The sequence below is a fragment of the Burkholderia sp. AU17457 genome (assembly GCF_002223255.1).
GTDB classification, from domain to species: domain Bacteria; phylum Pseudomonadota; class Gammaproteobacteria; order Burkholderiales; family Burkholderiaceae; genus Burkholderia; species Burkholderia sola.
Map to the genome: position 1 here is coordinate 702,073 of NZ_NKFB01000005.1, position 25,853 is coordinate 727,925.

Sequence of the window (25,853 nt, forward strand, 5' to 3'; positions counted from 1 at the left end):
CCATGTACTGCGTAGAGATGGGGTTGGCCGACAGCCGCGACACGTACCGGCCTGCCGAGTACCGGATCAAATGGGCGGAGCTTCCGTGGGAAATCGACGAGGCGTACAAGCTGCGCCGGGCCGTATTCTGCATCGAGCAGGGGATTTTCGTCGGCGACGATCGCGACGATATCGATCGTCAAGCGCAATTGCTGGTCGCGGTCAGTGGCTGCGCCGGCCTGCCGGAGCAGGTGGTCGGCACGGTGCGGATTCATGAAACCGCGCCCGGCGCCTGGATGGGGTCGCGGCTCGCGGTGCATCCGGCGTTCCGCCGACAGGGCAGGATCGGCTCGATGCTGATCGCGCTGGCCGTCAGCAGCGCGCATGCCGAAGGTTGCGACACCTTCGTCGCGCATGTGCAAGCGCAGAACGTGCCGCTGTTTCGTCGGCTTCACTGGGATGCACTCGGCGAGGAAACGTTATTTGGCCGCCCCCATCAGCTGATGCAGGCCCAGCTTGCGCACTATCCGCCGTGCGGTACGCCGTTCGAGGGTTTCGTCCTGCGCTCGGAGGGACGGCCATGAGTGTCGGGGATCGCATCGCGGCGCTGCGTGCCAGCCGCGGCTTCCAGCACAAGCACGACATCTCCGGCGTGGTCGCATCGCTCGCGGCGGCATTGCCGAACGGCGAACGCGATCTCGCCCACGCGGTGGCGCTCGGTGACGACTGTGCGGCGATTCCCGACGGTGACGGCTATCTGCTCTTTGCGATCGAGGGCATGGTCGGTGATTTCGTCGGGTCGATGCCGTGGTTCGCCGGATATAGCGGCGTGATGGCGAATGTCAGCGACATCTACGCGATGGGCGGGCGGCCGATCGCTGTCGTGGACGCATTGTGGAGCGACGGGATCGACACCGCGCGGCCAGTGCTTGCCGGGATGGCCGCGGCTGCGTCGGCGTATGGCGTGCCGATCGTCGGCGGTCACAGCAACACACGCAGCGCGCAGGGGCAACTGGCCGTATCGATCCTGGGCCGGGCGCGCGCGCTGCTGTCGAGCTTCAGCGCGCGGCCGGGCGATCGCCTGATGATGGCGGTCGACCTGCGCGGCGCATTCGAGGAGCCGTATCCGTTCTGGAATGCGTCGGTCGGCGCGCCGCCGGCCCGGCTGCGCGGCGATCTCGAGATTCTGCCGGCGTTGGCCGAAGACGGGTTGTGCGATGCCGCGAAGGATATCTCGATGGCGGGCGTGCTCGGTACGGCGCTGATGCTCGCCGAATGCTCGCGCGTCGGTGCGCGGATCGTGCTCGACGCGATCCCGCGGCCTCCCGGCGTCGACTTCGATCGCTGGCTGACGGCCTTTCCGAGTTACGGGTTCCTGATGGCGGCGCGGCCGGCGCATGCCGACGCGATCGCGGAACGCTTCACGGCGCGCGGGCTCGCGTGTGCGGTGATCGGCGATATCGACGCAACGCGCGAGGTCGTCGTCGAAGAGGCGGGCGAAACGGCGGGGCTGTGGGATTTCGGGATCGAGCCGTTCATCACCGGCGTCGGAGGTGTGCGATGAGCGGCGACACGTTGCGCATCGCGCTGCTGACCCACTCGGTCAATCCGCGCGGCGGCGTCGTGCACGCACTCGAACTCGCGAGGGCGCTCCACGAAGCGGGAAGCGACGTCACCGTGTTCGCGCCGGCCGCGCCGGGCGATGCGATGTTCCGCGATGTCCCGTGCCGCGTCGTACTGGCGCATGTCGGTGGCCGTCCGCGCGGCGTCGTGGACATGGTGCGCGCGCGAATTGCCGCGATGGGGCACGCGTTGCTGGAACACGATGCGGGCCGGTTCGACGTTCTGCATGCCCAGGACAGCATCACGGGCAATGCGCTGGCCGAACTGCGGCAGTCAGGCGCAATACGCGGATTCGTACGGACCGTGCATCACCTCGACGTATTCGACGACCCGCAGCTCGAACGCTGGCAGGAACGTGCATGGCGCGAGGCGGACCAGGTTCTGTGTGTGAGCGCCGCGTGGGCGGCGACGATGCGCAAGACGTTCGGGGTCGACGCGAGCGTGGTGCCCAACGGCGTAGACGTCGCCCGGTTCGCTCGCGCGAGCCAAGCGGACATGCAGGTGGTGCGGCGGCGGTTCGGCCTGCACGGCGCGCCGGTCGTCCTGGCGATCGGCGGGATCGAGCAGCGGAAGAACTCGATCGCGTTGCTCGACGCATTTGTCCGGCTGCGCGGCACGATGCCCGACGCACGGCTCGTGATCGCGGGCGGCGCGAGCCTGCTCGATCACGACGCCTACGCGCGCCGCTTCGTTGCGCGCGCCGCCGCGCTCGGGCTCGGGATCGGCGTCGACGAAGCCGTCATACCGACCGGGCCGCTTGATGATGCGGCGCTGGTCGCGCTAATGCACTGCGCCGACGTGGTGTCGATGGTGTCGATCCGCGAGGGATTCGGTCTGGTCGTGCTCGAGGCGCTCGCGTGCGGCAAGCCCGTCGTCGTATCCGAAATCGAACCGTTTACCGAGTATCTGGACGAGCACGCGTGCGTGTGGGCCGATCCCGCCGATGTGGATTCGATCGCCGATGCGCTGCACGACGCGCTCTCGGGGCGGCGGGCTCCCGATTTCATCCATGCCGTCCCCGCACTGCTGAACCGCTTCACATGGGACGCGAGTGCGCGCAGACATCTGGACATTTACCAGGACAGGCTGGCGCAGCGCGCGCAAGCATCGTCCGCCGAGTAAGGAGGCATCATGCCGGTCATGCATTTTCGGGTTCGTTGGCCCGACCAGTCGGAAACCAACTGCTATTCGCCTTCGACCGTGGTGTCGGAGTTTTTCGCGCCCGGCACGCAATACGCGCTCGACGACTTCGTCGAGCGCGCGCGGCGCGCACTGGGTATCGCATCCGATCGCGTACGCGAGAAATACGGGTTCGCATGCTCGGCCGCGATGGACGAGCTGGCGCGAATCGAAGCGCACGCGGAACGATTCGTGCCGCAGCGCGATGCGACCGTGACCGTCATCGAGCTCGTTTAGGGCGTCCGGCGCGCAGGCATCCGCTGTCGTCTTCAACACACATTCAGGACTGCATCATGTCAAGCGAACCCGTTGTTTCATCCGGCCTCCCAGATATCGATGCCCATCTCGGCGTAGCCGTCGTCGGTGGCGGGCAGGCCGGGCTGTCGATCAGCTACTACCTGAAGCAGGCAGGTATCGATCATCTCGTCTTCGAAAAGGAGACGGTAACGCACACGTGGCGCAAGCAGCGCTGGGACGCGTTCTGTCTGGTGACGCCGAACTGGCAGTGCGCGCTGCCGGGCTATCCGTATCGCGGCGCCGATCCGCACGGCTTCATGACGAAGGACGAGATCGTCGAGTATCTCGACGGCTTCATCCGCAGCGTCGATGCGCCGGTGCTGGAACATACCGCGGTCGAGCATGTGACGCGCGACGCGCACGGACGCTATCGCATCGACACGTCGCGCGGCACGTACACGGCGGATCGGGTCGTCGTTGCATCGGGCGGCTACCATCGGCCGATCGTGCCGCGCCTGGCCGAGCGGCTTCCTGCATCGATCGTGCAGCTCCAGTCGTCGGAATACCGGAATCCATCCGTCTTGCCGGACGGACCGGTTCTCGTGGTCGGATCGGGACAGTCGGGTGCGCAGATCGCGGAAGACCTCCACCTCGCCGGGCGAAAGGTGTTCCTCGCGGTGGGCGACGCGCCTCGCTGTGCCCGTTTCTATCGGGGCAGGGACGTCGTCGACTGGCTGGCCGACATGCAGTACTACGACATGCCGGTCGATGCGCATCCGCTGCGCGAAGGCGTGCGCGACAACACCAACCACTATGTGACCGGCCGCGACGGCGGGCGCGACATCGATCTGCGCCGCTTTGCCGCCGAAGGGATGGAACTGTACGGCCGGCTGGAGGATTTCGCGGGCGGGCAGTTGCGATTCTCCGCGGATCTGTCGGCGCGGCTCGACAGCGCCGACGATACGTACAACCGGATCAATGCCGGCATCGACGCGCATATCGAGAAGAACGGGATCGCCGCGCCGCCCGCGACGCGCTACGAACCCGTGTGGCGTCCGGCCGGCGAGCGCACGGCGCTCGATCTCGCGGCCAGCGGCATCGCATCGGTGATCTGGTGCATCGGCTTCACCCCGGATTTCAGCTGGCTGGATGCGCCGGTCTTCAACGGCCGCGGCTATCCCGCGCACCGGCGCGGCGTGACGCCGGTTCCCGGCCTCTACTTCGTCGGCCTGCCCTGGCTATACACGTGGGGTTCGGGGCGATTTTCCGGCGTGGCGCGCGACGCCGCCCATATCGTCGACCAGATCCGGGCCGAGATGACAGCCGCGCGGTGCTCGGCCGACGGCCTGGCCGCCTGACGCCGATGCATACCGCCATCCACCGCTATCGGGCCGGCATGCCGCAGCTCGCGCACACGGGGCTCGCGGAAAACTGGCTGCTCAAGGAGTGCGGGCAGCGTCACTGGGACGCGCTGGCCGCGCATGGCGGCCGCGACGCGCCCGAGTTCTTCGACGACGACGGGCGGCGTGCCTATGCGTCGTTCGTCGCGGTGCGCGTCGACATGAACCGCCGTCACGCGATTCGCGAGAACGATACGTTCGCGCTGCATGTCGCGCTTCGCCGGGTTGGCCCGGTTCGTCATTTCAGCGAGCAGCGGATCCGGCACGGCGACCACGAAGCAGGAATCGTGCGGATGATGTCGACGTTCGTGACGCGCGAACACGCTGGCAGTAACCGCTCGGTGGTGAAGGCGCGAATGAGCGGCGTCGACGGCCGCACGGGACCGGTCCCGGCCGATGTGCTGTCGATGGCGGAGTGCGCGAAGAAGTTGCGGATGCGGGATGCGTCGATCGTGCCGGCGCTCGCCGGCTTCACGGAGGACGTTGGCGCAAGCGTGTCGTTCCTGCCGTGCCCGAACATGGATTTCAACGGCGCGGACCTGCTGTACTTCGCCAGCTTCCAGGCCTTCGTCGACCGCGCGGAATGGCAGCATTACCGCTTCGCGCACGCACCGGTGCTGGCGGCGCGTCAACTGTACTTTCATGGAAATCTCGACATCGGCGATGCGTTGACCGTGCGTTTCGCGCGTGCCCGGGCCAATGCGGGCGGCTTGCTGCACTGGAGCGAAATCCTGCGCGACAGCGACGGGATGAAGATTGCCGATGTCATTACGCAAAAGCACTGGAGCCGGGCATGAACGAAGCGGCAATCATGGCGCCCGGCGCCGACGCGGAGCACGTCGCGCGGAACGATCGAGGCGCGCGCACGGTGCCGCTGCGTCAACTTTACACGCAGCGCGATCTCGAAGCCGTCGCGCATCTCGGCGGCATGCCCGGCACGTGGCCCTATGTGCGCGGGCCGTACGCGTCGATGTATACCGATCGACCATGGACGATTCGCCAATACACGGGGCACGCGGACGCGGCGGATTCCAATCTCGTGTTTCGCGCGGCGCTCGAACAGGGCGCGCAGGGGCTGTCGGTGGCATTCGACCTGGCGACGCAGCGCGGCTACGACTCGGATTGCGCCGACGCGCGGGCCGATGTGGGCGTGGCCGGCGTCGCGATCGATACGGTCGAGGACATGGCGCGGCTGTTCGACGGCATCGCGCTCGACCGCACGACCGTGTCGATGACGATGAACGGCGCGGTTCTGCCGATCATGGCGGCATTCGTCGTGGCCGCCGAGGAGCAGGGCGTGCCGCCCGGGCGGATCGGCGGGACGATTCAGAACGATATCCTGAAGGAGTACATGGTCCGCAATACGTGGATCTTCGCGCCGGAGCCGTCGATGCGGATCGTCGCCGACGTCGCGTTGTGGCTGGCGCGGCATGCGCCGCGCTTCAATGCGCTGTCGGTGTCGGGATATCACTTCCAGGAAGCCGGCGCCGATGCCGTGCTCGAACTCGCGTTGACGCTGTCGAATGCGCGGGCGTACGTCGGCACGCTGGCCGCACGCGGGATGCCCGCGGATGAAGCCTGCGCTCGGCTGAGCTTCTTCTTCGGCGTCGGCAGCGATTTCTATACGGAAATCGCCAAGCTGCGCGCGGCGCGTCTGCTGTGGGCGGAGATCGCACACGCGTGTGGCGCGCGTTCGCCGCGGGCGTGTGCGCTACGCATGCATTGCCAGACATCGGGCTGGTCGTTGACCGCACAGGAGCCGGAAAACAACATCGTTCGCGTGACGGCGCAGGCGATGGCCGCGGTGTTCGGCGGCACGCAGTCACTGCACACGAATGCGTACGACGAAGCGCTTGCGCTGCCGTCCGCGGCGGCGGCGCGCCTCGCGCGCAATACGCAGCTGATTCTGCAGCATGAAACGGGACTGTGCGAGACGGTCGATCCGTGGGCTGGCTCATACATGATGGAGTCGCTGACGGACGGCATCGCGACGCGCGTGCGCGCCGAGCTGGCAGCCATCGACGCGCAGGGCGGCGTGATCGCCGCGATCGCGTCCGGCTGGGTGAAGCGGCGCTTGCTGCATGCCGCGGCGGAGACGCAGGCGCAGGTCGATTCCGGGCGCCGGACCGTGGTCGGCGTGAATCGTTTCGTCGCGAGCGATCCGACGGATGCGTTCATGGCGCGCGAGATGGACGGTCGTCACGTTCGTGCGGGGCAGGTGCGCCGAATCGCAGCCGTCAAGGCCGCGCGCGATCCGGTGCGGGTAGCGGCGGCGTTGCGGCGGCTGGCCGATGCGGCGCGCGACGGCGGCGGAAACCTGCTCGCATTGGCGATCGACTGCATGCGGGCACGTGCGACCGTCGGGGAGTGTACGCACGCGCTGGAATCGGTATGGCCGCGGCATGCCGCGGCGGTGGATGCGGGCGGCGAGGGCGTCTACGGCGACCATCGGTGTGACGACGCCGCATGGCGGGCGGCGGCGGGCCGCGTCGGCCGGCTGGCGAAACGTGCGGGACGCCGGCCGCGCATCGTGATCGCCAAGCTCGGCCAGGACGGACACGACCGCGGCGCGGCGGTGGTCGCAGCCGCGCTGGAGGACGCCGGATTCGACGTCCTTCGCCTGCCGCTGTTTCAGCAACCGGCCGCCGTGGCGGCTGCCGCACAGGCGCATGGCGCGGATATCGTGGGCGTTTCGTCGTTGTCGGGCGCCCACCTGGAGCTCGTCGAAGGGCTGCTCGACGAACTGGCGCTGCTTCGCGCCGAGATTCCGGTCGTGTTGGGCGGCATCTTTCCCGTCGCGGATGCGCGCCATCTGAAGGCGAAGGGTGTCGCGGCGACGTTCGGGCCGGGTACACCGCTCGACGCGATCGTCGAAGCGCTGTGTGCATGTATCGAGCGGGCCCGGTGTGTACATGCGGCGAACGGCGTGATCTGAGCGTGTCCGCGGGAATTGGGCACCTCTTCTCGATCGCCGAACCAGCGCCCTTTTCCTGACACGGGAGAATGCGCGATCTCGCTGCCGCGCGCGATTGCGTCATGACGATCGATCGGATGTCCGAGCGGCGACGCCGTCGCTCGCCTCACGCGGATTCACCCGCTCTCGCGGGATCGTAGAACAGCGCGAAGAGTTCCGACTGCGACCCGACACCGAGCTTTGCATAGATGTGCTTTTTATGTGCGCGCACGGTCTCGAACGAGATCGACAGTTTCTCGCCGATCGCCCGCGTGGAGAAGCCGCTCAACGACAGCATCGCCACTTCGGTTTCACGCGTCGTCAATGCGCCGCGTCCGCTCTTTCCGGTCAGCATGCCGAAGCGCGTGTGCGGATCGGGCGCTTCTTGTTGTCTCGCGCGCGGCGTTTCGTTCACGACGAACGTTTCGAAGCGCAGGCGCTGCTGCATCAACGACAGCACCCAGGGTGTGTAAAGCGTCAGCAATGCCATCTCGCGCTCGTCGTATTTGCTCGTCTTGCCGAGCGAGAAGCCCAGCGTGTGATCGCGATCGATCACGACGTTGAAATGCACTTCGTCGCCGACGATGTTCTTCTTGAAGTACCGCTGGTAATACTCGGTCATCCGGAAGTTGTCCGGCGCGACGTCGGCGAGCGTGTAGAAGCCCGACGCCTGCGTTTCGAACGCGGCGAGATAGAACGGATCGAGCTGGTAGAGCGCGGCCAGATAGTCCTGGAACATCAGGTCGATCTTGCCGTCCGGCATCGCTTGTTCCGCGAGCACGAGCGGCGCCGCATCGCGCGCGAAGCGTAGCGCGACCCAGTTGTCGAAATCGAGATGCCGCTCGAGTACGCGCGTGAGACGCGCCCAGAAATGCGGACCATCGAGGGCGTCGATGGCCGAGCCAATCTCCCGATGAAAAGCGAGATCTCGCCATTCGAGGTCCATCGTGTGCTCCGGTGAGGGTAACCCTGGCGGGGAATTTCAGGTCAAAAATAATAACCCGATAATCGGCCTCAATTCGACGGGCGGCGGGCCGTTCGCCGCTTCGCTCGACGCGCGTCGCATGACACGTGCAACGCATACGACATGCCAATGAAAGGCAATTGGAAGGAGATGGCTTCATGCAGGTAGAACTCGCGCAACTGTCGCTCGTCGACGGACACGTCGCGCACAACACGCGCAAGGTGATCGACACGATCGAGCGCGTCGACGTGGCCGGCGGCACGAAACTGATCGTGTTCCCCGAAACGACGCTGTCGGGTTTCCCGACGCGGGAGAACGTCGCGGATGTCGCCGAGACGCTCGACGGCCCGCGGCTACTGGCGGTACGCGACGCGGCACGTCGCAAGGGCGTTGCCGTCGCGGTGGGCTTCGCGGAGCGCGATGGCGGACGGTTCTACAACACGACGGTACTCGTCGACGAGCGGGGCGACATCGTCCTGCGCTATCGCAAGACCCACCTGTGGGCGTCGGATGTCGGCGTATTCACGCCAGGCGACCGCTTCGCGACCTGCGTCTGGAACGGCCTGACGGTCGGCCTGCTGATCTGCTACGACATCGAATTCCCCGAGACGGCGCGCGCGGTCGCTGCGCTCGACGCCGATCTGCTGATCGTCACCAACGGCAACATGGACCCGTTCGGCCCCGTCCATCGCCGCGCGATCGCGGCACGTGCGATGGAGAACCAGATGTTCGCGGTGATGGTGAATCGCTGCGGGACCGGCGACGAAGATCTGACGTTCGCGGGCCTGTCCACGCTGGTCGATCCGTTTGGCGAGAGCACGATCGAACTCGGCCGGGACGAAGCCGTCGCTCAGGCGCGCCTCGATCTGACGCGCCTCGCAGCAAGTCGCGAGCATTACAGCTATCTGCACGACGCGCGCGTGGCGCTCGGTCTCTCGCCTGTCGAACAGGTGGGCGGCAGTCGCGTGCTCACGATCGACGCGGGCCGTCACCGCGCCGAGTAGCCCGAATCCACGGTCCATCCGATGCATGGAGCAGGGCGCGATGCCCGCACATGCCCGGTCGTCCCATCGACATGCCGGAAATGTCTGCCGCACGGCACCCAGGCATTCGCATCGGCCCCAGAAGGGCCCAGGAGATAACATGCAAGCGTCGTCACCCAGCGAACCGGTACGCCTGAAGCGCACGCTCGGCCTGCCGTCCGTGCTGTTGTTCGGCCTCGCCTATATGGCGCCGCTGATCGTCTACGGGACCTACGGCGTGCTCGCCAAGGCCAGCGACGATACGGCCGCGCTCGCCTATCTGCTCGCGCTGATCGCCATCGCGTTTACGGCGCTCAGCTACGGCAAGCTCGCGCGGCTCTATCCGGCCGCGGGCTCGGCCTACACGTACACGCGCAGGACGTTCAACCCGCACCTCGGCTTCATGATCGGCTGGGCAACGCTGCTCGACTATTTCTTCCTGCCGATGGTGATCTGGCTGATTGGTGCCGCGTACCTGAACGCGGCATTTCCGCACGTGCCGACCTGGATCTGGATCGTCGCGTTCATCGTGCTGACGAGCGGGTTGAACATCGTCGGCATCGAACTGGCCGCGCGCTTCAATATCGTGCTGATGGTCGTGCAACTGGCGGTCGTCGCGATGTTCGTCGTACTGTGCTGGCACTATGCGTCGGCTGCGGCGGGCCCCGGCGGCATCGCGATGGCGGAGCCGTTCTTCAGGCCGCACGTGCCGTTCGGCGCGACGATGGCAGGCGCCGCGATCGCCGCGTATTCGTATCTCGGCTTCGACGCCGTCTCGACGTTGACCGAGGAAACGATCGATCCGAAAAAGAACATGCCGCGTGCGATCCTGCTGATTGCGCTGATCGGCGGCGCGATTTTCGTGATCGCGGCGTATACGATGCAGCTTGCGCATCCCGGCGTCGAATTCAAGGATACGGATTCGGCCGCGTTCGAAGTCGCGAAGATGATCGGCGGCGACCTGTTCGTCACCGTGTTCCTCGCGGGCCTGATCCTCGCGCAGTTCGCATCGGGCATCTCCGCGCAAGCGAGCGTCGGGCGGCTGCTTTACGCGATGGGCCGCGACGAAATCCTGCCGAAGCGCATCTTCGGGTTCATTCATCCGCGCTTCAAGACGCCCGCGATCAATATCGCACTTGCCGGCGTCGTCGGATTGATCGCGCTGAAGCTGGATGTCGCCACGTCGACGTCGTTCATCAACTTCGGCGCATTCCTCGCCTTTACGGCCGTCAATCTGTGCGTGATCCGGCTGTATCTGTCGGGCAATCCCGGTGAGCGCGGGATCGGAGTATTCGGCGGCCTCGTTTTTCCGTTGATCGGCGCGGTGTCCGATATCTGGCTGCTCGTGAGCCTCGAGAAGGCGGCGCTCGTGCTCGGCGTCGCATGGTTCGTGCTCGGGCTCGTGTATCTGTGCTGGATTACGCGGCTATTTCGCCAGGCACCGCCGGAAGTGGCGATTTGAACGGCGAGCAGGCGGGCGACTACGGGCGCGACGCCGAAGCGCGGCCGACCAGTGACGACGTGATCCGGGGGCTGGACGGGCACACCCCATGACCTGCTGCAGGTTGCGCGACCCGGCTGCACGTGGCGGCCGCGGTCGCCGAAACTTGATCGGGAAAAGCACCAGAAGCTTGCGGATTTTCTTCCGGTTATAGTGGAATCACTGAAGGTAGACGCGGCGCTTGTTGCCGATACCGTTCAGGTAACGACCGTAGACGGGTGCCGTATGAAAAACATAATCGACAAGACCGCTGGACCGATCTGGGGCGTGGCAGCAGGATTGCTTCTTGCTGGTGCAGGATTGAGTCTGGGTATTTTCCCGGCGGCGCTGCGCAGCTCGGGCAGCGCAAACGAGTTCATGGCGTCCGGCGTCGCGATGCTGGGCATCTTCCTCGTCGTCTATTCCACGCACGAACTGCGAAGAAAGCGCTCGCACTGAGCGAGCGCGCACCGCTGATCACGACACCCGACTCGAGCCGGCCGACGGCTCGGGGCGGGCGTTACGCCTTGCGGATTTCGTGGTTGTAGACGAGTTCGACGATTCGCTTCGTCGGAAGACTTGTGCGCAGACGGTCGATACTGTCGATCGGGAACCACTTGCATTTCTCGATCTCGTTGCTCGCTTGCGGCGTCTGGTCCGGCCCGACTTCCGCGAAGAACACGTGATGGATCTTCGCGAGCCCGGTGAACTGCATCGAGTACACCAGATCCTGGCCGGTCATGCCCGTTTCCTCGCCCAGTTCGCGATGCGCGGCTTCGAGCGGTGTTTCCCCGCGCTTGATCGTGCCGCCCGGAAGGGCCCAGCGCGATGCCGCACGCGTGACGAGCAACACGCGCGCATTGCGATAGCAGACGACGGTCGCGCGTTCCTTGATCGGAACGGCAGTCGTTTCGGGGGCTTTGTCGGGCGCGAGGGTTTGGGGCATGCGGTGATTCTAACCAGCCCGAATCGATCGGCCAAGGCGCCCTGACCGGGTTTGACGATTGATTGCCGCCGATGCGCGGTCGGCACGTTGCGTGCCGGCCGAAAGCGCAGGGCCGGCGGCGGGGCCGTGCGCCGGACGCCCGATGCCGTTGGGCATGAGGACCGACGCGGCCCGTCACGACCGCCACGTTGTCATGCGGTTCGCCCCGCGCTTGGCCGTTACTTCCTTTCCGGCAGGAACCAGTTCATCACGAGGGCGCAGATGCCGCCCGTCGCCACGCCCGATTCCAGCACGTTTTTCAGCGCATGCGGCAGGCTGTTCAGAATGTCCGGTACCTGCGACACGCCGAGGCCGAGCGCGAGCGACACCGCGATGATCAGCAGCGCGCGGCGGTCGAGGTGGACGCCCGCGAGGATGTTGATGCCCGACGCGGCCACGGCACCGAACATCACCATCGCCGCACCGCCGAGCACGGGCTCCGGCACGGCCTGCAGCACGCCGGCGACGACCGGGAACAGGCCGAGCACGACGAGCATCCCCGCGATCCAGATGCCGACGTGACGGCTCGCGACGCCGGTGATCTGGATCACGCCGTTGTTCTGCGCGAATACCGAACTCGGGAACGTATTGAAGACGCCGGCCAGCAGCGAGTTCGCGCCGTTGACCAGCACACCGCCCTTGATCCGCTGCATCCACACCGGCCCTTCGACCGGCTCGTTCGAGATCTTGCTGGTGGCCGTCACGTCGCCGATCGCTTCGAGCGACGTGACGAGATAGATGATCAGCATCGGCACGAACAGCGCCCACGAGAAGCCGATGCCGAAATGCAGCGGCGTCGGCACCTGGAACAGCGCGGCCTGGTGCATGCCGGTGAAATCGAGGCGGCCGAGGAACGCGGCCGCGAGGTAGCCGATCGCGAGCGCGATGACGAGCGCCGTGCTGCGCACCCAGACGACCGGCACGCGGTTCAGCAGGATGATCGTGCCGAGCACGAGGCCCGACAGCGTCAGGTTCTCGGCGCTCGCGAACGTGCCCTTGGCCATCGCGCCGTAGCCGCCGCCCATGCTGATCAGGCCGACCTTGATCAGCGTGAGGCCGATCAGCAGCACGACGATGCCGGTGACGAGCGGCGTGATCAGGCGCTTCACGAACGGCAGGATGCGCGACACGCCCATCTCGACGAACGACCCGGCGATCACGACGCCGAAGATCGCGGCCATCACGGTCTCGACCGGCGTGCCCTGCTTGACCATCAGGCTGCCGCCGGCGATCAGCGGGCCGACGAAGTTGAAGCTCGTGCCCTGAACGATCAGCAGGCCGGCGCCGAGCGGGCCGAAGCGCTTGCACTGGACGAAGGTCGCGATGCCGGAAATCACCAGCGACATCGACACGATCAGGGTCGTATCGCGGCTGGACACGCCGAGCGCCTGGCAGATCAGCAGGCCGGGTGTGACGATCGGCACGATGATCGCCAGCAGGTGCTGCAGCGCGGCGACGAAGGCGACCATCGGCGCCGGCCGGTCGTTCGGACCGTAGACGAGATCGCGGGCCGCTTCTGCGGCGTCGGCGCCGCGGGAAGCGGACTGGGCGGAGGAGGCGGGTTGCATGGCGAGCGGGCCGGACAAGGTGGAAAGTGCGGCATTTTAGCCGAAGGGGCTGCCGGCGCCGCCCGGCCGGACCGCGGTAGTGGGGCGTGCGGGTGCGTTGCCGACCGCGCGGCTGGCCGGCCAGGGAGCCCGCGACGCGACGTCAGCCGGCCGCGCGGGCTCCCTGGCCGCGCGCCGCGGCGCGTGGCGGGCCGGAATCCGGATACGCGCGCTGGCACACGGCGATGACCGTGTCGCGCAGACGGCGATGGACGGGGTCGCCATGCATGCGCGGATGCCACAGCGCGGACACGAGGATCGCCGGCAAGCGGACCGGGACTTCGAAGCTGCGCAGCCCGAGCGCTTCGATGAGCCCGGGCGAGCACGCGTTGCCGAGGCTCGAGCGCGGCACCAGCGCGATCAGGTCGGTGCTGGCCGCGACGCGCATCGCGTCCGGATAGCCCGGCACGACGACATGCACGGCGGGGCCCGGGCCGGCCTCGCCGGTCGAGTCGCCGGCGGGCCCGCCGAAATCGCCCAATTGGGCTGCGATAACGTGGCGGCAGGCCGCATAGCGCGCGGGCGTGATCCGGGCCGATGCGAACAGCGGATGCCCGGCGCGCGCCACCGCGACATGCCAGTCGTGAAAGAGCATGCGCGTGTGCAGTTCGGGCGCGTCGTCGCCGCGCTTGCCGATTTCCAGGTCGACCGTGCCGTCGCGCAGTGCTTGCGGATCGCGGTCGAGCTTCGGGACGAAGCGGATCCGCACGTGCGGTGCGACGTCGGCCAGGGCGGCGACGACCGGGCCGGCCAGCATTTCCATGAACGATGCGGCCGCGCGAATGGTGAACGTGGCCGTGAGCGTCGCCAGCTCGACGTCGGCCGTCGCCGGCCGGAGCAGCGTGCGCGCGTCGCGCGCGATGGCATGCACGCGATCGCGCAACGCGGCGGCGTGCGGCGTCGGCACGAGCTTGCGCCCGGCGCGCACGAGCAGCGGGTCGCCGGTGGCGATGCGCAGCCGCGTGAGCGTACGACTCATCGCGGACGTGCTCAGGCCCAGCCGGCGCGCGGCGCCGGTCACGCTGCTCTCCGACAGCAGCACGTCGAGCGCGGTGACGAGGTTCAGGTCGATGTCTTCCATGCGGACAGGATACGCCACTGCGAGGTTTGACATGGCGTTTGGTGCAACGATGGATTGCATCGGGTGCGTCTGGCGCCTGCCTTGGTGCGCGCCTATAGTGGGCGCATGACGAAACACGGCAAAGGCGAAAACCATGCAATCGACTGAATCGAATCGACGAAACGCCCCCGCGCTCCTGCTCGTCGCGGCGTCGCGCGGCCTCGGACTGGCAATGGCGGAGGTATTCCTGAACAAGGGCTGGAACGTGACAGGTACCGTGCGCGAAGGAGCGGGGCGCACGAAGCTGCATGACCTGGCCGACCGGTTCGACGGCCGGCTCGAGATCGGCACGCTCGACATCTGCGAGCCCGCGCAGCTGGCCGCGCTGCGCGAGCGCCTGTCGGGCCGGCGCTTCGACATGCTGTTCGTGAATGCGGGCACGACCAACGATCCGAATGAAACGATCGGCGAAGTGACGACCGACGAATTCGTGCGCGTGATGATCACGAATGCGCTGGCGCCGATGCGCGCGATCGAGACGCTGCAGGATCTCGTGACCGACGACGGGCTGATCGGCGCGATGTCGTCGGGGCAGGGCAGCGTGACCAACAACGTCACCGGGATGCGCGAGGTGTATCGCGGCAGCAAGGCCGCGCTGAACCAGTTCATGCGCAGCTTCGCGGCGCGTCAGGCCGACACGCGCCGCGCGCTGGCGCTGATGGCGCCCGGCTGGGTCCGCACCGAACTCGGCGGGCCCGACGCGCGCCTGACCATCGAGGAGAGCGTGCCGAGCCTCGTCGACGTGCTGCTGGCGAAGCGGGCGCGGCCCGGGCTCGAATATCTCGACTATCTGGGGCGGACGGTGCCTTGGTAGCCGGGGTGGCGGCGCAAGCGGGCGGCGGCCGGCCCTGTTCCGGCTCGTCGTGAGCGTGCGGCGCGATTCGGCCTGCTGTTCGCGGCCCGGTCGCGGCACTGCGAAGGCCGTGCCGATTCAATACAATGCGACGACGCGTCAGCGATACGGTGCCGCATCATCGCGTTTGAATCCATCCGGTTCATGGCGGATGGGGGGCGCTCCCGTCGCGACGGGCTTGTGTCGAACATGGAGCGCAGCATGAACGAACCCTATCTGCAGGTCATCGCGCATTTCTTCGCGAAACCCGGCAACGGCGACCGCGTGGTCGAACTGCTGGCCGAACTCGCGCCGGCCACGCGCACCGAGCCGAAAAACCTCGACTACGCGTACTTCCGGTCGCCGGAGAACCCCGACCACATCGTGATCCTCGAGCGTTACAGCGAGGCCGACGGCCTCGACGTGCATCGGGAAACGCCGCATTTCCAGCGGATCGGTGTCGGCGCGATCATGCCGTTGCTCGATCGTCGCGAGGTGATCCGCTACATGGTGCAGCCGGACACCGGCACGGCGACGGCCCCGGGAGGCGCCCGATGAACCCGTTTCGATTCCGCACCGTTCCGACGCAGATCGTCGAATTCGGCGCCGCGCGCCGGCTCGGCGCGCTGTTGCGCGAACGCTTTCCGGCGCTCGTGCGGCTGTGCGTCGTCACCGATGCGTTCCTGCATCGCAGCGGCGTGCTCGCGCCCGCGCTGGAGAGCCTCGCCGCGCACGGCTGGCAGGTCACCGTGATCGACGACGTGATCGCCGATCCGCCCGAGCACGTGGTGCTCGAAGCGACCGCGCGGGCCGTCGCGGCCGATGCCGAGATCGTGCTCGGTCTCGGCGGCGGCTCGTCGATGGACGTCGCGAAGCTGATCGCGGTGCTCGCGCCGGGGCAGCAGGCGTTGGCCGACATGTACGGCGTCGACAAGGTCGCGAGCGCGCGGCTGTCGCTCGTGCAGATGCCGACCACGGCCGGCACCGGCTCCGAGGTCACGGCCGTGTCGATCGTCACGGTCGGCGAGGCGCGCAAGATGGGCGTCGTGTCGCCGCACCTGTTCGCGGACGTCGCGATCCTCGACGCGGAGCTCACGCTCGGCCTGCCGCGCGCGGCGACGGCGGCGACCGGCATCGACGCAATGGTGCATGCGATCGAGGCATACACGTCCGCGCGTCTGAAGAATCCGGTATCGGACATGCTGGCGACGCACGCACTGACGCTGCTGTCGCGCAACCTGCTGGCCGCATGCGACGACGGGCAGAACCGGCACGCGCGCGAAGCGATGCTGGTCGGCGCGATGTTCGCGGGGCAGGCGTTTGCGAATGCGCCGGTCGCGGCCGTGCACGCGCTGGCCTATCCGGTGGGCGGGATCTTCCACGTGCCGCACGGGTTGTCGAATGCGCTGGTGCTGCCGCACGTGCTGCGCTTCAATGCGCGGGCCGCCGCGCCGCTGTATGCGGAACTGGCGGCCATCGTCGCGCCGTCGGCCACGGGCAGCGACGAAGCGAAAACGCACGCGCTGATCGCCGAGATCGACCGGCTGATCGTCGCGACGGGGATTCCGCGCACGCTGCGCGAGGTCGGTATCGGCGAGGATGACCTGCCGAGGATGGCGTCGGACGCGATGCTGCAGACGCGTCTGCTCGTGAACAATCCGCGCGAGGTGACCGAGGCCGACGCGCTGGAGATCTACCGGCAGGCGTGGTGACACGGCGGGCACGATGCTGCCCGCCGGCCGGGTTCATTCATTTCAGGTCGCGATCCTTGCAGGTCGGCTCGAATTCGCCGTCGAAGTACTGATACAGGTGCACGAGCAACTTGTTGGCGCCGACCTTGCGCCCGAGGTAATGCGTGCCCTCCGCCGACGTGCAGGTCGAGAATGCGAGTGGCAAGCCGCCGTCGAGCACGGCTTCCGGGTGTGCGCCCTGGCGCACGAAATGCGCGGTGCCGACGACGCCGAAGCCGCGCGTGTCCGCCGGCACCGACTTCGGCAGCGACAGGGCGTACGCGGCGATCGCGCGGTCGTCGTGCAGGCTGTCGAGAATCTGGTTGCCGGGCTTGCCGGCGGGGCCGGTGATTATCGCGCAGCAGCGCGCGACGCCTTGGTCGTCGTCGGGCAGCACTTGCAGCGACGTGCCTGCCGCGAGATGCGTATTCGGCGTGTAGTAGACGCCGTCGGCGACCACGCCGACCTGCTGCGCATGCGCGGCGATGGAGACGGCGAGCGCCGGGGCGATCAGGAGCGGACGAAGCGGTCGGATGGGCATGATGGCGGCGATGATACACGCGGCGCGCCAGCGCCGCGCGGGTCGGGCACGGCGGATCGCGATCAGGCCCGCGACGCGTCGGCGCCGGCTGCGACCACGTATGCCGACGCCTGCTTCGTGCCGTCCGGCTTCGTCTGCAGGTACACACCCTGGATTTCCGGCTCGAAGCCCGGCAGCGCGTTGATCCCGGCTTCGAGCGCACGGAAGTAGTCGAGTGCAGGGCCGCCCCACGCTTCGCCGGGCACCACGCAGAAGATGCCGGGCGGATAGGGCAGCGCGCCTTCGGTCGCGATCCGGCCTTCGATGCGGTCGAGCGTGACGAGCTCGACGTTGTTGCGGATCAGCTCGGTATTCGCGGCCTGCGGCAGCATCGCCTGCTTCGGGAACTGCGCGCGCCGGAACATCTGTTTCTGCAGATGCTTCATGTCGTGGCCGCGGTAGAAATCGTGCATGCGCTGGCACAGCTGCCGAAGGCGCATCGTGCCGTACAGCTCCGGATAGGCGTCGCACAACGACGGAATCGCTTCGCGCAGCGGCGTGTCCTGATCGAGATGACGTTCGAACTGCGCGAGGTGCGCGACCAGATGCTGCAGCTTGCCGGAACTTTCCGACGGCGTGAGCAGGAACAGGATCGTATACAGGTCGGCTTTCTCGGGCACGACGCCGTGCTCGCGCAGGTAGCGCGCGAGGATCGGCGCCGGCGCGCCGAACGGCGCGTATTCGTGCGTATCGCGATCGATGCCGGGCGTGGTCAGCAGCAGCTTGCACGGATCGACGAAATACTGGTCGTCCGCATAGCCGTCGAAGCCGTGCCACCTGTCGGCCGGGTGGAAGCGGAAGAAGCGCAGGTCGTCGACGATCTGCTCGGTCGGGTAGTCGGCCCACGGGCGGCCGTCGATCTGCTGCGGAACGAACGGGCGAATCTGGCGGCACGTTTTCAGCAGCAGCTTGCGCGCATCGACGCCGTGTGCGACGCAGTCGCGCCACAGGCGCCTGCCGGCCGGGCCCGCATGCATCTGTGCATTGACGTCGAGCGCCGCGAACATCGGGTAGAACGGGCTCGTCGACGCGTGGATCATGTATGCGTTGTTGAAGCGCCGGTGATCGCAGAAGCGCTTCTGCCCTTCGATGTGGCTGTCCTTCTTGTGGATCTGCGATGTCTGCGAGAAGCCGGCCTGCTGCTTGTGCACCGACTGCGTGACGAAGATGCCGGGATCGTCGGGCCCGAGCGTCAGCATCAGCGGCGAGCAGTCCTGCATCATCGGGATGAACTGTTCGTAGCCGACCCACGCCGAATCGAACAGGATGTAGTCGCACAGATGCCCGATCCGGTCGACGATTTCGCGCGCGTTGTAGATCGTGCCGTCGTAGGTGCCGAGCTGGATCACCGCGAGCCGGAACGGGCGCGGCAGGTCGGCGCGCTCGGGTGCGACGTCGCGGATCGCGTCGCGAATGCGCGCTTCGCCGAGCGCCGCGCTGTCGACGCCGCCGATGAGGCCCCACGCGTTGCGCGCGGTTTCGAGGTAGACCGGCCGCGCGCCGGACAGCACGAGCGCGCCGAGGTGCACCGACTTGTGATTGTTGCGGTCGAACAGCACGAGATCGTCGGGCGCGAGCAGCGCGCTCGTGACGACCTTGTTCGACGTCGACGTGCCGTTCAGCACGAACCAGGTTTTATCCGCGTTGTAGATGCGCGCGGCGTTGCGCTGCGCTTCCAGCGCGGGCCCTTCGTGAATCAGCAGATCGCCGAGCCGGACGTCCGCGTTGCAGAGATCCGAGCGAAACAGCGTCTCGCCGAAGAAATCGAAGAACATCCGGCCGAGCGGATGGTTCGAGAAGAACTGGCCGCCCTGGTGGCCCGGGCAGTCGAATTCGACGTAGCCGCGCTGCACGTAGTCGCGCATGACCTTGAAGAACGGCGGCAGCAGGTTCTCGCTGTAGATGTCGGCCGCGGCGGAAATCTGCCGGCCGTGGTAATGGCGGCCGCCTTGCCGGAGCGGGATCACGCCGCTCGCGCTCGGCAGGACCGACGGCGGCACTTCCTGGTCGGGTTCGACCGCGACGAAGAACGGAATCGCGAAGCCGGTTCTCTCGACGGTTTTCAGCACCTTCTCCGCGGCATCGATGCCGACGACGATGGCCGCGATATTCGTGAAATCGGTCTGAAATACGTCGACCTGTTCGTGCGTGGTGAGAAAGGCGCCGATCAGCGCCGGCTCGACTGCGATTTTCAACAGGCTCACGCGAACTCTCCGGTAAATGACCTGAAACGGGAGCCGCATTCGCGCCGGCGCGTCACGTCGATTACGACACGCGCTGCAGCCGATTGAAATGCTCCCGCGAATGCCGAACGCCGAATGCGGACTGCACCGAGAAGCGTTGAGCAGCGCGGCACGGCCGTGATCGGACAGTGCCCGGCGCAGCCGATCGTAGCAACAAAGGCACGCGAATTCAATCGACCGGCATCGTCAATGTCATTGGCGGATGAGCCTGATCAATTGATCGGGAATTGGCGTGCTGCGGCGCATATAAAAATGATCCAATGTTGAAATCCTATTGGAAATGCGCCGATGGTTTCACCGAATCGTCGGCTTTTCATCGAAAGGCGTTCATGGCATAGTCGGCTCCGAACTGGATGGCGAATCAAGCCGGAATGGCGAGCGTCTCATGCCGCTGCCCGTGACCTGCCGTCCGCGTGCTCGTGAGACGAACGATACCAATCGAAGCAACGCAACAGCGAGGGCAAGAACATGAACACTTCCGCCGGCGGCATTCGTCGCCTCGGCATGCGCGCGCTACTGGTCGACGACGAGATCGCGCAGGAAACGGCAACCGGGCGTGCGGTCCGCACGCTGAGCACGGAGCTCGCGCAACGCGGTATCGACGTGTTGACGGCGACGTCCGCCGACGATGCCATCGTGCTGATCCGCTCCGATCCGTCGATCCAGTGCGTGCTGCTCGACTGGGATCTCGGTGTGGACGGCCACGGGCCGTCGGAGGCGGTGGTCGATGCGATCCGTCAACGCAACGGCAGCGTGCCGATCTTCCTGCTGGCCGATCGCAGCGTCGCGTCGACGGTGCCGGCCGCGGTGATGGGCAAGGTCGACGATTTCGTGTGGCTGCTCGAGGATACGGCCGACTTCATCGGCGGGCGCATCCACGCGGCGATCGAACGCTATCGCTCGACCGTGCTGCCGCCGATGTTCGGCGCGCTCGCGAAGTTCTCGCGCGTCTACGAATACTCGTGGCATACGCCCGGCCACACGGGCGGCACCGGCTTCCTGAAATCGCCGGTCGGCCGCGCGTTCTTCGAATACTTCGGCGAATCGCTGTTCCGCTCGGACCTGTCGATCTCGGTGGGCGAACTCGGCTCGCTGCTCGATCACTCGGGCCCGATCGGCGAAAGCGAACGCTATGCGGCGCGCGTGTTCGGCGCGCATCGTACGTATCACGTGACGAACGGCTCGTCGACGTCGAACCGCATCATCCTGATGGCGAGCGTGAGCCGCGACCAGATCGCGCTGTGCGACCGCAACTGCCACAAGTCGGCGGAGCATGCGATGACGATGTCGGGCGCCATTCCGACTTACCTCGTGCCGACGCGCAACCGCTACGGGATCATCGGGCCGATCGCATCGGAGCGCCTCACGCAAGCGGCGATCCGCGAGGCGATCGCATCGAATCCGCTCGCGGCGGGGCTGGCGGACCGCCAGCCGAAGCATGCGATCGTGACCAACTCGACGTACGACGGCCTTTGCTACAACGTGACGCGCGTCGAGGAGCTGCTCGGCGCGAGCGTCGACCGGCTGCATTTCGACGAAGCGTGGTACGGCTACGCGCGTTTCAATCCGATCTACCGCGACCGCCATGCGATGCACGGCGACCCGCGCGACCACCACAAGGACCGGCCGACGGTATTCGCGACGCAGTCGACGCACAAGCTGCTGACCGCGCTGTCGCAGGCGTCGTACATCCACGTGCGCGACGGCCGCAGCCCGATTCCGCATGGTCAGTTCAACGAAACGTTCATGATGCACGCGTCGACGTCGCCGAACTACGCGATCATCGCGTCGAACGACGTCGCGGCCGCGATGATGGACGGCCCCGGCGGCGCCGCGCTGACGCGCGAATCGATCGAGGAGGCCGTCGCGTTCCGGCAGATGATCGCGCGGATGAACGGCGAATTCGGCGCGAAGGGCGACTGGTTCTTCGAGTGCTGGCAGCCCGACACCGTGCTCGAGGCGCGCACGGGCCGCACGCTGCCGTTCCACGAGGCGCCGCCCGAGCTGCTCGCGAGCGACCCGGCGTGCTGGGTGCTGCGCCCCGGCGCGCAATGGCACGGCTTCGGCAATATCGAGGACGGCTACTGCATGCTCGACCCGATCAAGGTGTCGATCGTCACGCCGGGCGTGGCGCCGGCCGGCGGCCTGATGCCGGTCGGCATCCCGGCGAGCGTCGTCACCGCGTATCTCGATGCGCGCGGGATCGTCGTCGAGAAGACGACCGATTTCACGATCCTGTTCCTGTTCTCGATCGGCATCACGAAGGGCAAGTGGGGCTCGCTCGTCAGCGCGCTGTGCGATTTCAAGCGCGACTACGACGCGAACCTGCCGCTCGACATGGCGATTCCGTCGCTCGCGAACGAGCATGGGTCGCGCTATGCGGGCATGGGGCTGAAGGATCTGGCCGACACGATGTTCGCGGCGATGGAGCAGCTCGGCACGACGCGCCTGATGTCGGAGGCGTTCTCGATCCTGCCGAAGCCGGAAATGAGCCCGGTGCGCGCGTACGAGCATCTCGTGCAGGGCCGCGTCGAGCAGGTGACGCTCGACGAGCTGGCCGGGCGCACGGTGGCCACCGGCGTCGTGCCGTATCCGCCGGGCATTCCGCTGTTGATGCCGGGCGAGAACGCGGGGCCGGCCGGCGGCCCGGTGCTCGGCTACCTGAAGGCGCTCGAAGCGTACGACCGGCGTTTTCCGGGCTTCGCGCACGACACGCACGGCGTGGAAGTCGAGGACGGCACGTACCGCGTGTACTGCCTGACGGCCTGAAGCCCCGAAGCCTGACCCGGCGAACGGGCGACCGGCCGCGCGGCGGCCTCACATCGAAGGATCGAACACCATGGACAACGCAGCGCACCTGGCCGACGCGGCCCCGGCGGCCGCACCGAAGAACCGGATGAACGTCTGGCAGCTCACCATTCTCACCGCGGTCAACATGATGGGCTCCGGCATCATCCTGCTGCCGGCGAAGCTCGCGCAGGTCGGCACGATCTCGTTGCTGTCGTGGATCGTCACGGCCGGCGGCTCGCTCGCGCTGGCCTATGCGTTCGCGCGCTGCGGGATGCTGAGCCGCAAGCCGGGCGGGATGGGCGGCTACGCGGAATACGCGTTCGGCAAGGCCGGCAACTACATGGCGAACTACACGTACGGGCTGTCGCTCGTGATCGCCAACGTCGCGATCGGCGTCACGGCGGTCGGCTACGGCACCGTGCTGTTCGACGCGACGCTGTCGCCGCTGCAGACGGGCCTGTGGACGATCTTCCTGCTCGTGCTGACGACGGTCGCGAACTTCGGCGGCTCGCGCATCACCGGCCGGATCGGCGCGGTGACGGTGTGGGGCGTGATCATTCCGGTCGTCGTCGTGTCGCTGATCGGCTGGTTCTGGTTCAGCGGCGCGACCTGGGGTGCCGCGTGGAATCCGCACGACATGCCGTTCGGGCCGGCCGTCGGCGGCTCGATCGCGGTGACGCTGTGGGCGTTCCTCGGGCTCGAATCGGCGTGCGCGAACGCGGATGCCGTCGAGAATCCCGAGCGCAACGTGCCGATCGCCGTGCTCGGCGGCACGATCGCGTCGGCGATCTTCTATATCGTGTCGACCAACGTGATCGCCGGGATCGTGCCCAACGCGATCCTCGCGAAGTCGAATGCGCCATTCGGCCTCGCGTTCGCGACGATGTTCACGCCGACCGTCGGCACGATCGTCACCGCGCTGATGGTGATCGCGTGCATCGGCTCGCTGCTCGGCTGGCAGTTCACGGTGGCGCAGGTGTTCAAGAGCTCGGCGGACGTCGGCTACTTCCTGCCGGTGTTCGCCCGCGCGACGCGCACGGGCACGCCGATCGTCGGCATGGTGATCCTGCTGGTCGCGCAGGTCGCGCTGGCGCTGATGACGATCAGCCCGGAACTGAGCAGCCAGTTCCAGAAGATCGTCGATCTCGCGGTCGTCACCAACCTCGTGCCTTACGTGATGTCGATGGCCGCGCTGATCACGATCCAGAAGGTCGCGAAGGTGTCGCCGGGCAAGGCGCTGGTGACGAACGTGGTCGCGATGGTCGCGACCGCGTACAGCTTCTACGCGCTCTACAGCTCGGGCGAGCAGGCGCTGATGCTCGGCGGCCTGTGCGTGTTCCTCGGCTGGACGCTGTTCGGCTTCGTCAGCGCGCGCTTCTACCAGATGGAGGTCGACGCGCACGTGAAGGAGCCGGGGAAATCGCTGCAGACGTGACCTGCTAGCGCGGACGTTGCGCCAGCAGCGGCGGCAGGGCGCGTTTCAGCAGATCGACGACGGCGCGCACGCGCGGCGGCAACGGCCGCTGCGCGTGTACCAGCACGTTGAGCGCGAAGTCGGGGACGTCGTAGTGCGGCAGCAGGCGGACGAGCCGGCCGTGCGCGAGCGCGTCGGCGCAAGCCGGATGCTGGACCACGCCGATGCCGCCGCCCGCCGCGATCGTGTCGAACATCGGGCGCCAGTGGCTCGCGGTCATGACCGTGCGGATGCGCGCGTATTCGACCGCACCGCCGTCGCGCTGCAGCGGCACCTGTTCGTTCGCGAATACGCCTTTCACGCGGATGAACGGATGGTTCGCGAGATCGGCCTTCGTGTCGAGCGGGCCGTGCCGCTCGAGATACGACGGCGCGGCGACGAGCACGCGGCCGACCGCGCCGAGCGCGTATGCGACGAAGCCGCCGTCGCGAAGCTGGCCGACCCGGATCGAAATGTCGACGCCCTCGGTAACCGGATCGACGATCTCGTCGTTCAGCACCAGGTCGATGTGCAGCTTCGGATACGCGGTGCGGATCTGCATCAGTACGGCCGGCAGCACGACCTCGCCGAAACACTGCGGCGCCGCGAGCCGGATCGTGCCGTCGAGCGCGTTCTCCGTCCTCGACACCGACGCCACGGCCAGTTCGGCCGCTTCGAGCAGCGCCTTGCTGCGTTCGTAGAAGAGGCGGCCTTCCTCCGTGCACGCGAGCGTGCGCGCACTGCGCATCAGCAGCCGCGTGCCGAGATGCCTTTCGAGTTTCTCGATGCGTTCGCTGACGGCCGGTTGGCCCATGTCGAGATCCCGCGCCGCGCCGGACATCGTGCCGCGCTCCACGACTCTCACGTAGATGCGCATCGTCGCCAACAGATCCATGAAGTCGCGCCTCGTGTCTTCCGTTCGATTTTTACCGATCGACGGATGGTACCAAAGCGGCGTCGACGCGATGGTGCGCGTCGGGCCGATACTGATGATCGGCCGGCGCGCTCACGATGCTGCCGAAGCCGCGTGCGTTCGTCGGCACCGTGAGCGAAAATCGGCATTCTTTCGCACGGCCGACAGGAGACGCGACATGACGCAACGGAGTGAAGTGCGACGGACGCATTGCGTCGCATGGCAGAACGTGCAGACGTGGCAGGCGGCCGAATGGTGCCGGCTCGACGAGTCGCGAACGGGCATCGCGCTGGCGGGTGCGGTGGCGGGGGCGATCGGCGGCACGCCGTTTCGTATCGACTACGCGATCGCGTGCGGCGCCGACTGGCTCACGCGCTCGGCGCGCGTGACGCATTGGACCGGCACGGCGCCGCCAAGGCAATGGGACATCGCATGCAATGCAGGGCAGTGGACGATCGACGGCGTCGATGCGCCGGCGCTCGCGGGCGCGACCGACATCGATCTCGGCTTCAGTCCGTCGACCAATACGCTGCCGATCCGCCGGCTGGCGCTCGCCGTCGGCGAGTCGGCCGAGATTCGCACCGCGTGGCTGCGTTTTCCGGATATCGTCATCGTGCGCGGCGAGCAGCGCTATACGCGCACGGCGCCCAACGTGTACCGCTACGAGAGCGGCACGTATGCGGCCGATATCGCGATCGACGATGCGGGCCTCGTCACCGATTACGACGAATGGCGGCGCATCGGCGGGGCGGCTGCGCCGTGA

Annotated in this window: 23 protein-coding genes; 16 read left to right on the forward strand and 7 right to left on the reverse strand. The window is 67.2% G+C overall.

All coding sequences use genetic code 11. From position 1 onward, the window contains the following. The first annotated feature begins 17 nt into the window (after window positions 1-17). The 7 genes from CFB49_RS20420 to scpA are packed head-to-tail and all read left to right on the forward strand — an operon-like array spanning window position 18 to window position 7,353. On the forward strand, window positions 18-563 hold the full coding sequence (locus CFB49_RS20420) for an MSMEG_0567/Sll0786 family nitrogen starvation N-acetyltransferase (protein WP_249190522.1): 546 nt from the start codon (window positions 18-20) through the stop codon (window positions 561-563). Beyond that, window positions 560-1,543, forward strand: a complete 984-nt coding sequence (locus CFB49_RS20425) for a sll0787 family AIR synthase-like protein (RefSeq protein WP_089492146.1) — start codon at window positions 560-562, stop codon at window positions 1,541-1,543. Before CFB49_RS20420 ends, CFB49_RS20425 begins: the two co-directional genes overlap by 4 nt. After that, window positions 1,540-2,724 (forward strand): MSMEG_0565 family glycosyltransferase, encoded by a 1,185-nt coding sequence (locus CFB49_RS20430; RefSeq protein ID WP_089492147.1) that lies wholly within the window; start codon window positions 1,540-1,542, stop codon window positions 2,722-2,724. Before CFB49_RS20425 ends, CFB49_RS20430 begins: the two co-directional genes overlap by 4 nt. A 9-nt stretch (window positions 2,725-2,733) precedes the next feature. Then, window positions 2,734-3,018 (forward strand): MSMEG_0570 family nitrogen starvation response protein, encoded by a 285-nt coding sequence (locus CFB49_RS20435; protein WP_089492148.1) that lies wholly within the window; start codon window positions 2,734-2,736, stop codon window positions 3,016-3,018. A 56-nt stretch (window positions 3,019-3,074) separates the two neighbouring features. Then, window positions 3,075-4,376, forward strand: coding sequence for an MSMEG_0569 family flavin-dependent oxidoreductase (locus CFB49_RS20440; RefSeq protein ID WP_089492149.1), 1,302 nt, complete (start codon window positions 3,075-3,077; stop codon window positions 4,374-4,376). Between the two features lie 5 nt (window positions 4,377-4,381). Then, on the forward strand, window positions 4,382-5,215 hold the full coding sequence (locus tag CFB49_RS20445; protein ID WP_089492796.1) for a Pnap_2097 family protein: 834 nt from the start codon (window positions 4,382-4,384) through the stop codon (window positions 5,213-5,215). Then, complete coding sequence (scpA, locus tag CFB49_RS20450) at window positions 5,212-7,353, forward strand: methylmalonyl-CoA mutase (protein WP_089492150.1); 2,142 nt, start codon at window positions 5,212-5,214, stop codon at window positions 7,351-7,353. The genes CFB49_RS20445 and scpA overlap by 4 nt, the downstream gene beginning before the upstream one ends. Before the next feature lie 145 nt (window positions 7,354-7,498). On the opposite strand, the gene CFB49_RS20455 is transcribed toward scpA, so the two are convergent. Beyond that, the gene (locus tag CFB49_RS20455; protein ID WP_069618394.1) at window positions 7,499-8,317 is read right to left on the reverse strand and encodes a response regulator transcription factor; all 819 of its coding nucleotides are present in this window, start codon (window positions 8,315-8,317) and stop codon (window positions 7,499-7,501) included. Window positions 8,318-8,493: 176 nt separating this feature from the next. Between CFB49_RS20455 and CFB49_RS20460 the strand changes: the two genes are divergently transcribed. The 3 genes from CFB49_RS20460 to CFB49_RS20470 all read left to right on the forward strand — a co-directional run bounded on the left by CFB49_RS20460 (window position 8,494) and on the right by CFB49_RS20470 (window position 11,296). Continuing rightward, entirely contained in the window at window positions 8,494-9,339 is an 846-nt protein-coding gene (locus tag CFB49_RS20460; RefSeq protein WP_069618393.1) for a carbon-nitrogen hydrolase family protein, read from the forward strand. A 139-nt stretch (window positions 9,340-9,478) separates the two neighbouring features. Continuing rightward, window positions 9,479-10,819 carry an APC family permease gene (locus CFB49_RS20465; RefSeq protein ID WP_069618392.1) on the forward strand — a complete coding sequence of 447 codons (1,341 nt, stop codon included), beginning with the start codon at window positions 9,479-9,481 and terminating at the stop codon, window positions 10,817-10,819. 264 nt (window positions 10,820-11,083) lie between these two features. Then, the gene (locus tag CFB49_RS20470) at window positions 11,084-11,296 is read left to right on the forward strand and encodes a hypothetical protein (RefSeq protein ID WP_069618391.1); all 213 of its coding nucleotides are present in this window, start codon (window positions 11,084-11,086) and stop codon (window positions 11,294-11,296) included. Between the two features lie 61 nt (window positions 11,297-11,357). Here the strand turns inward: CFB49_RS20470 and CFB49_RS20475 are convergent, their stop codons facing one another. The 3 genes from CFB49_RS20475 to CFB49_RS20485 form a co-directional block, all read right to left on the reverse strand. Further along, entirely contained in the window at window positions 11,358-11,783 is a 426-nt protein-coding gene (locus CFB49_RS20475; RefSeq protein WP_089436252.1) for an NUDIX hydrolase, read from the reverse strand. A gap of 218 nt (window positions 11,784-12,001) precedes the next feature. Then, entirely contained in the window at window positions 12,002-13,390 is a 1,389-nt protein-coding gene (locus CFB49_RS20480) for a nucleobase:cation symporter-2 family protein (protein ID WP_089492151.1), read from the reverse strand. A 142-nt stretch (window positions 13,391-13,532) separates the two neighbouring features. Beyond that, window positions 13,533-14,510, reverse strand: coding sequence for a LysR substrate-binding domain-containing protein (locus CFB49_RS20485; protein ID WP_089492152.1), 978 nt, complete (start codon window positions 14,508-14,510; stop codon window positions 13,533-13,535). Between the two features lie 133 nt (window positions 14,511-14,643). Here CFB49_RS20485 and CFB49_RS20490 point away from each other — a divergent pair, with 133 nt between their 5' ends. The 3 genes from CFB49_RS20490 (at window position 14,644) to CFB49_RS20500 (ending at window position 17,093) form a co-directional block, all read left to right on the forward strand. Then, window positions 14,644-15,363, forward strand: coding sequence for an SDR family oxidoreductase (locus CFB49_RS20490; RefSeq protein WP_089436255.1), 720 nt, complete (start codon window positions 14,644-14,646; stop codon window positions 15,361-15,363). 240 nt (window positions 15,364-15,603) lie between these two features. After that, entirely contained in the window at window positions 15,604-15,939 is a 336-nt protein-coding gene (locus CFB49_RS20495; protein ID WP_059582584.1) for a putative quinol monooxygenase, read from the forward strand. After that, window positions 15,936-17,093: an iron-containing alcohol dehydrogenase gene (locus CFB49_RS20500; RefSeq protein WP_089492153.1), complete on the forward strand. Its 1,158-nt coding sequence runs from the start codon at window positions 15,936-15,938 to the stop codon at window positions 17,091-17,093. Before CFB49_RS20495 ends, CFB49_RS20500 begins: the two co-directional genes overlap by 4 nt. Window positions 17,094-17,130: 37 nt before the next feature. Here CFB49_RS20500 and CFB49_RS20505 read toward each other — a convergent pair whose 3' ends face one another. Then, a complete protein-coding gene (locus CFB49_RS20505; RefSeq protein WP_089436257.1) occupies window positions 17,131-17,652 on the reverse strand; it encodes a hypothetical protein in 522 nt (173 codons plus the stop codon). 62 nt (window positions 17,653-17,714) lie between these two features. Then, entirely contained in the window at window positions 17,715-19,895 is a 2,181-nt protein-coding gene (locus tag CFB49_RS20510; protein ID WP_179234925.1) for an ornithine decarboxylase, read from the reverse strand. Between the two features lie 507 nt (window positions 19,896-20,402). Here CFB49_RS20510 and CFB49_RS20520 point away from each other — a divergent pair. Next, window positions 20,403-22,703, forward strand: a complete 2,301-nt coding sequence (locus CFB49_RS20520) for an Orn/Lys/Arg decarboxylase N-terminal domain-containing protein (RefSeq protein WP_089492155.1) — start codon at window positions 20,403-20,405, stop codon at window positions 22,701-22,703. A gap of 70 nt (window positions 22,704-22,773) precedes the next feature. Next, window positions 22,774-24,159 carry a putrescine-ornithine antiporter gene (potE, locus tag CFB49_RS20525; protein ID WP_089492156.1) on the forward strand — a complete coding sequence of 462 codons (1,386 nt, stop codon included), beginning with the start codon at window positions 22,774-22,776 and terminating at the stop codon, window positions 24,157-24,159. Between the two features lie 4 nt (window positions 24,160-24,163). On the opposite strand, the gene CFB49_RS20530 is transcribed toward potE, so the two are convergent. After that, window positions 24,164-25,072 carry a LysR family transcriptional regulator gene (locus tag CFB49_RS20530; RefSeq protein ID WP_089492157.1) on the reverse strand — a complete coding sequence of 303 codons (909 nt, stop codon included), beginning with the start codon at window positions 25,070-25,072 and terminating at the stop codon, window positions 24,164-24,166. Between the two features lie 196 nt (window positions 25,073-25,268). On the opposite strand from CFB49_RS20530, the gene CFB49_RS20535 reads away from it, so the two are divergent. Continuing rightward, window positions 25,269-25,853, forward strand: coding sequence for a putative glycolipid-binding domain-containing protein (locus CFB49_RS20535; protein ID WP_089492158.1), 585 nt, complete (start codon window positions 25,269-25,271; stop codon window positions 25,851-25,853).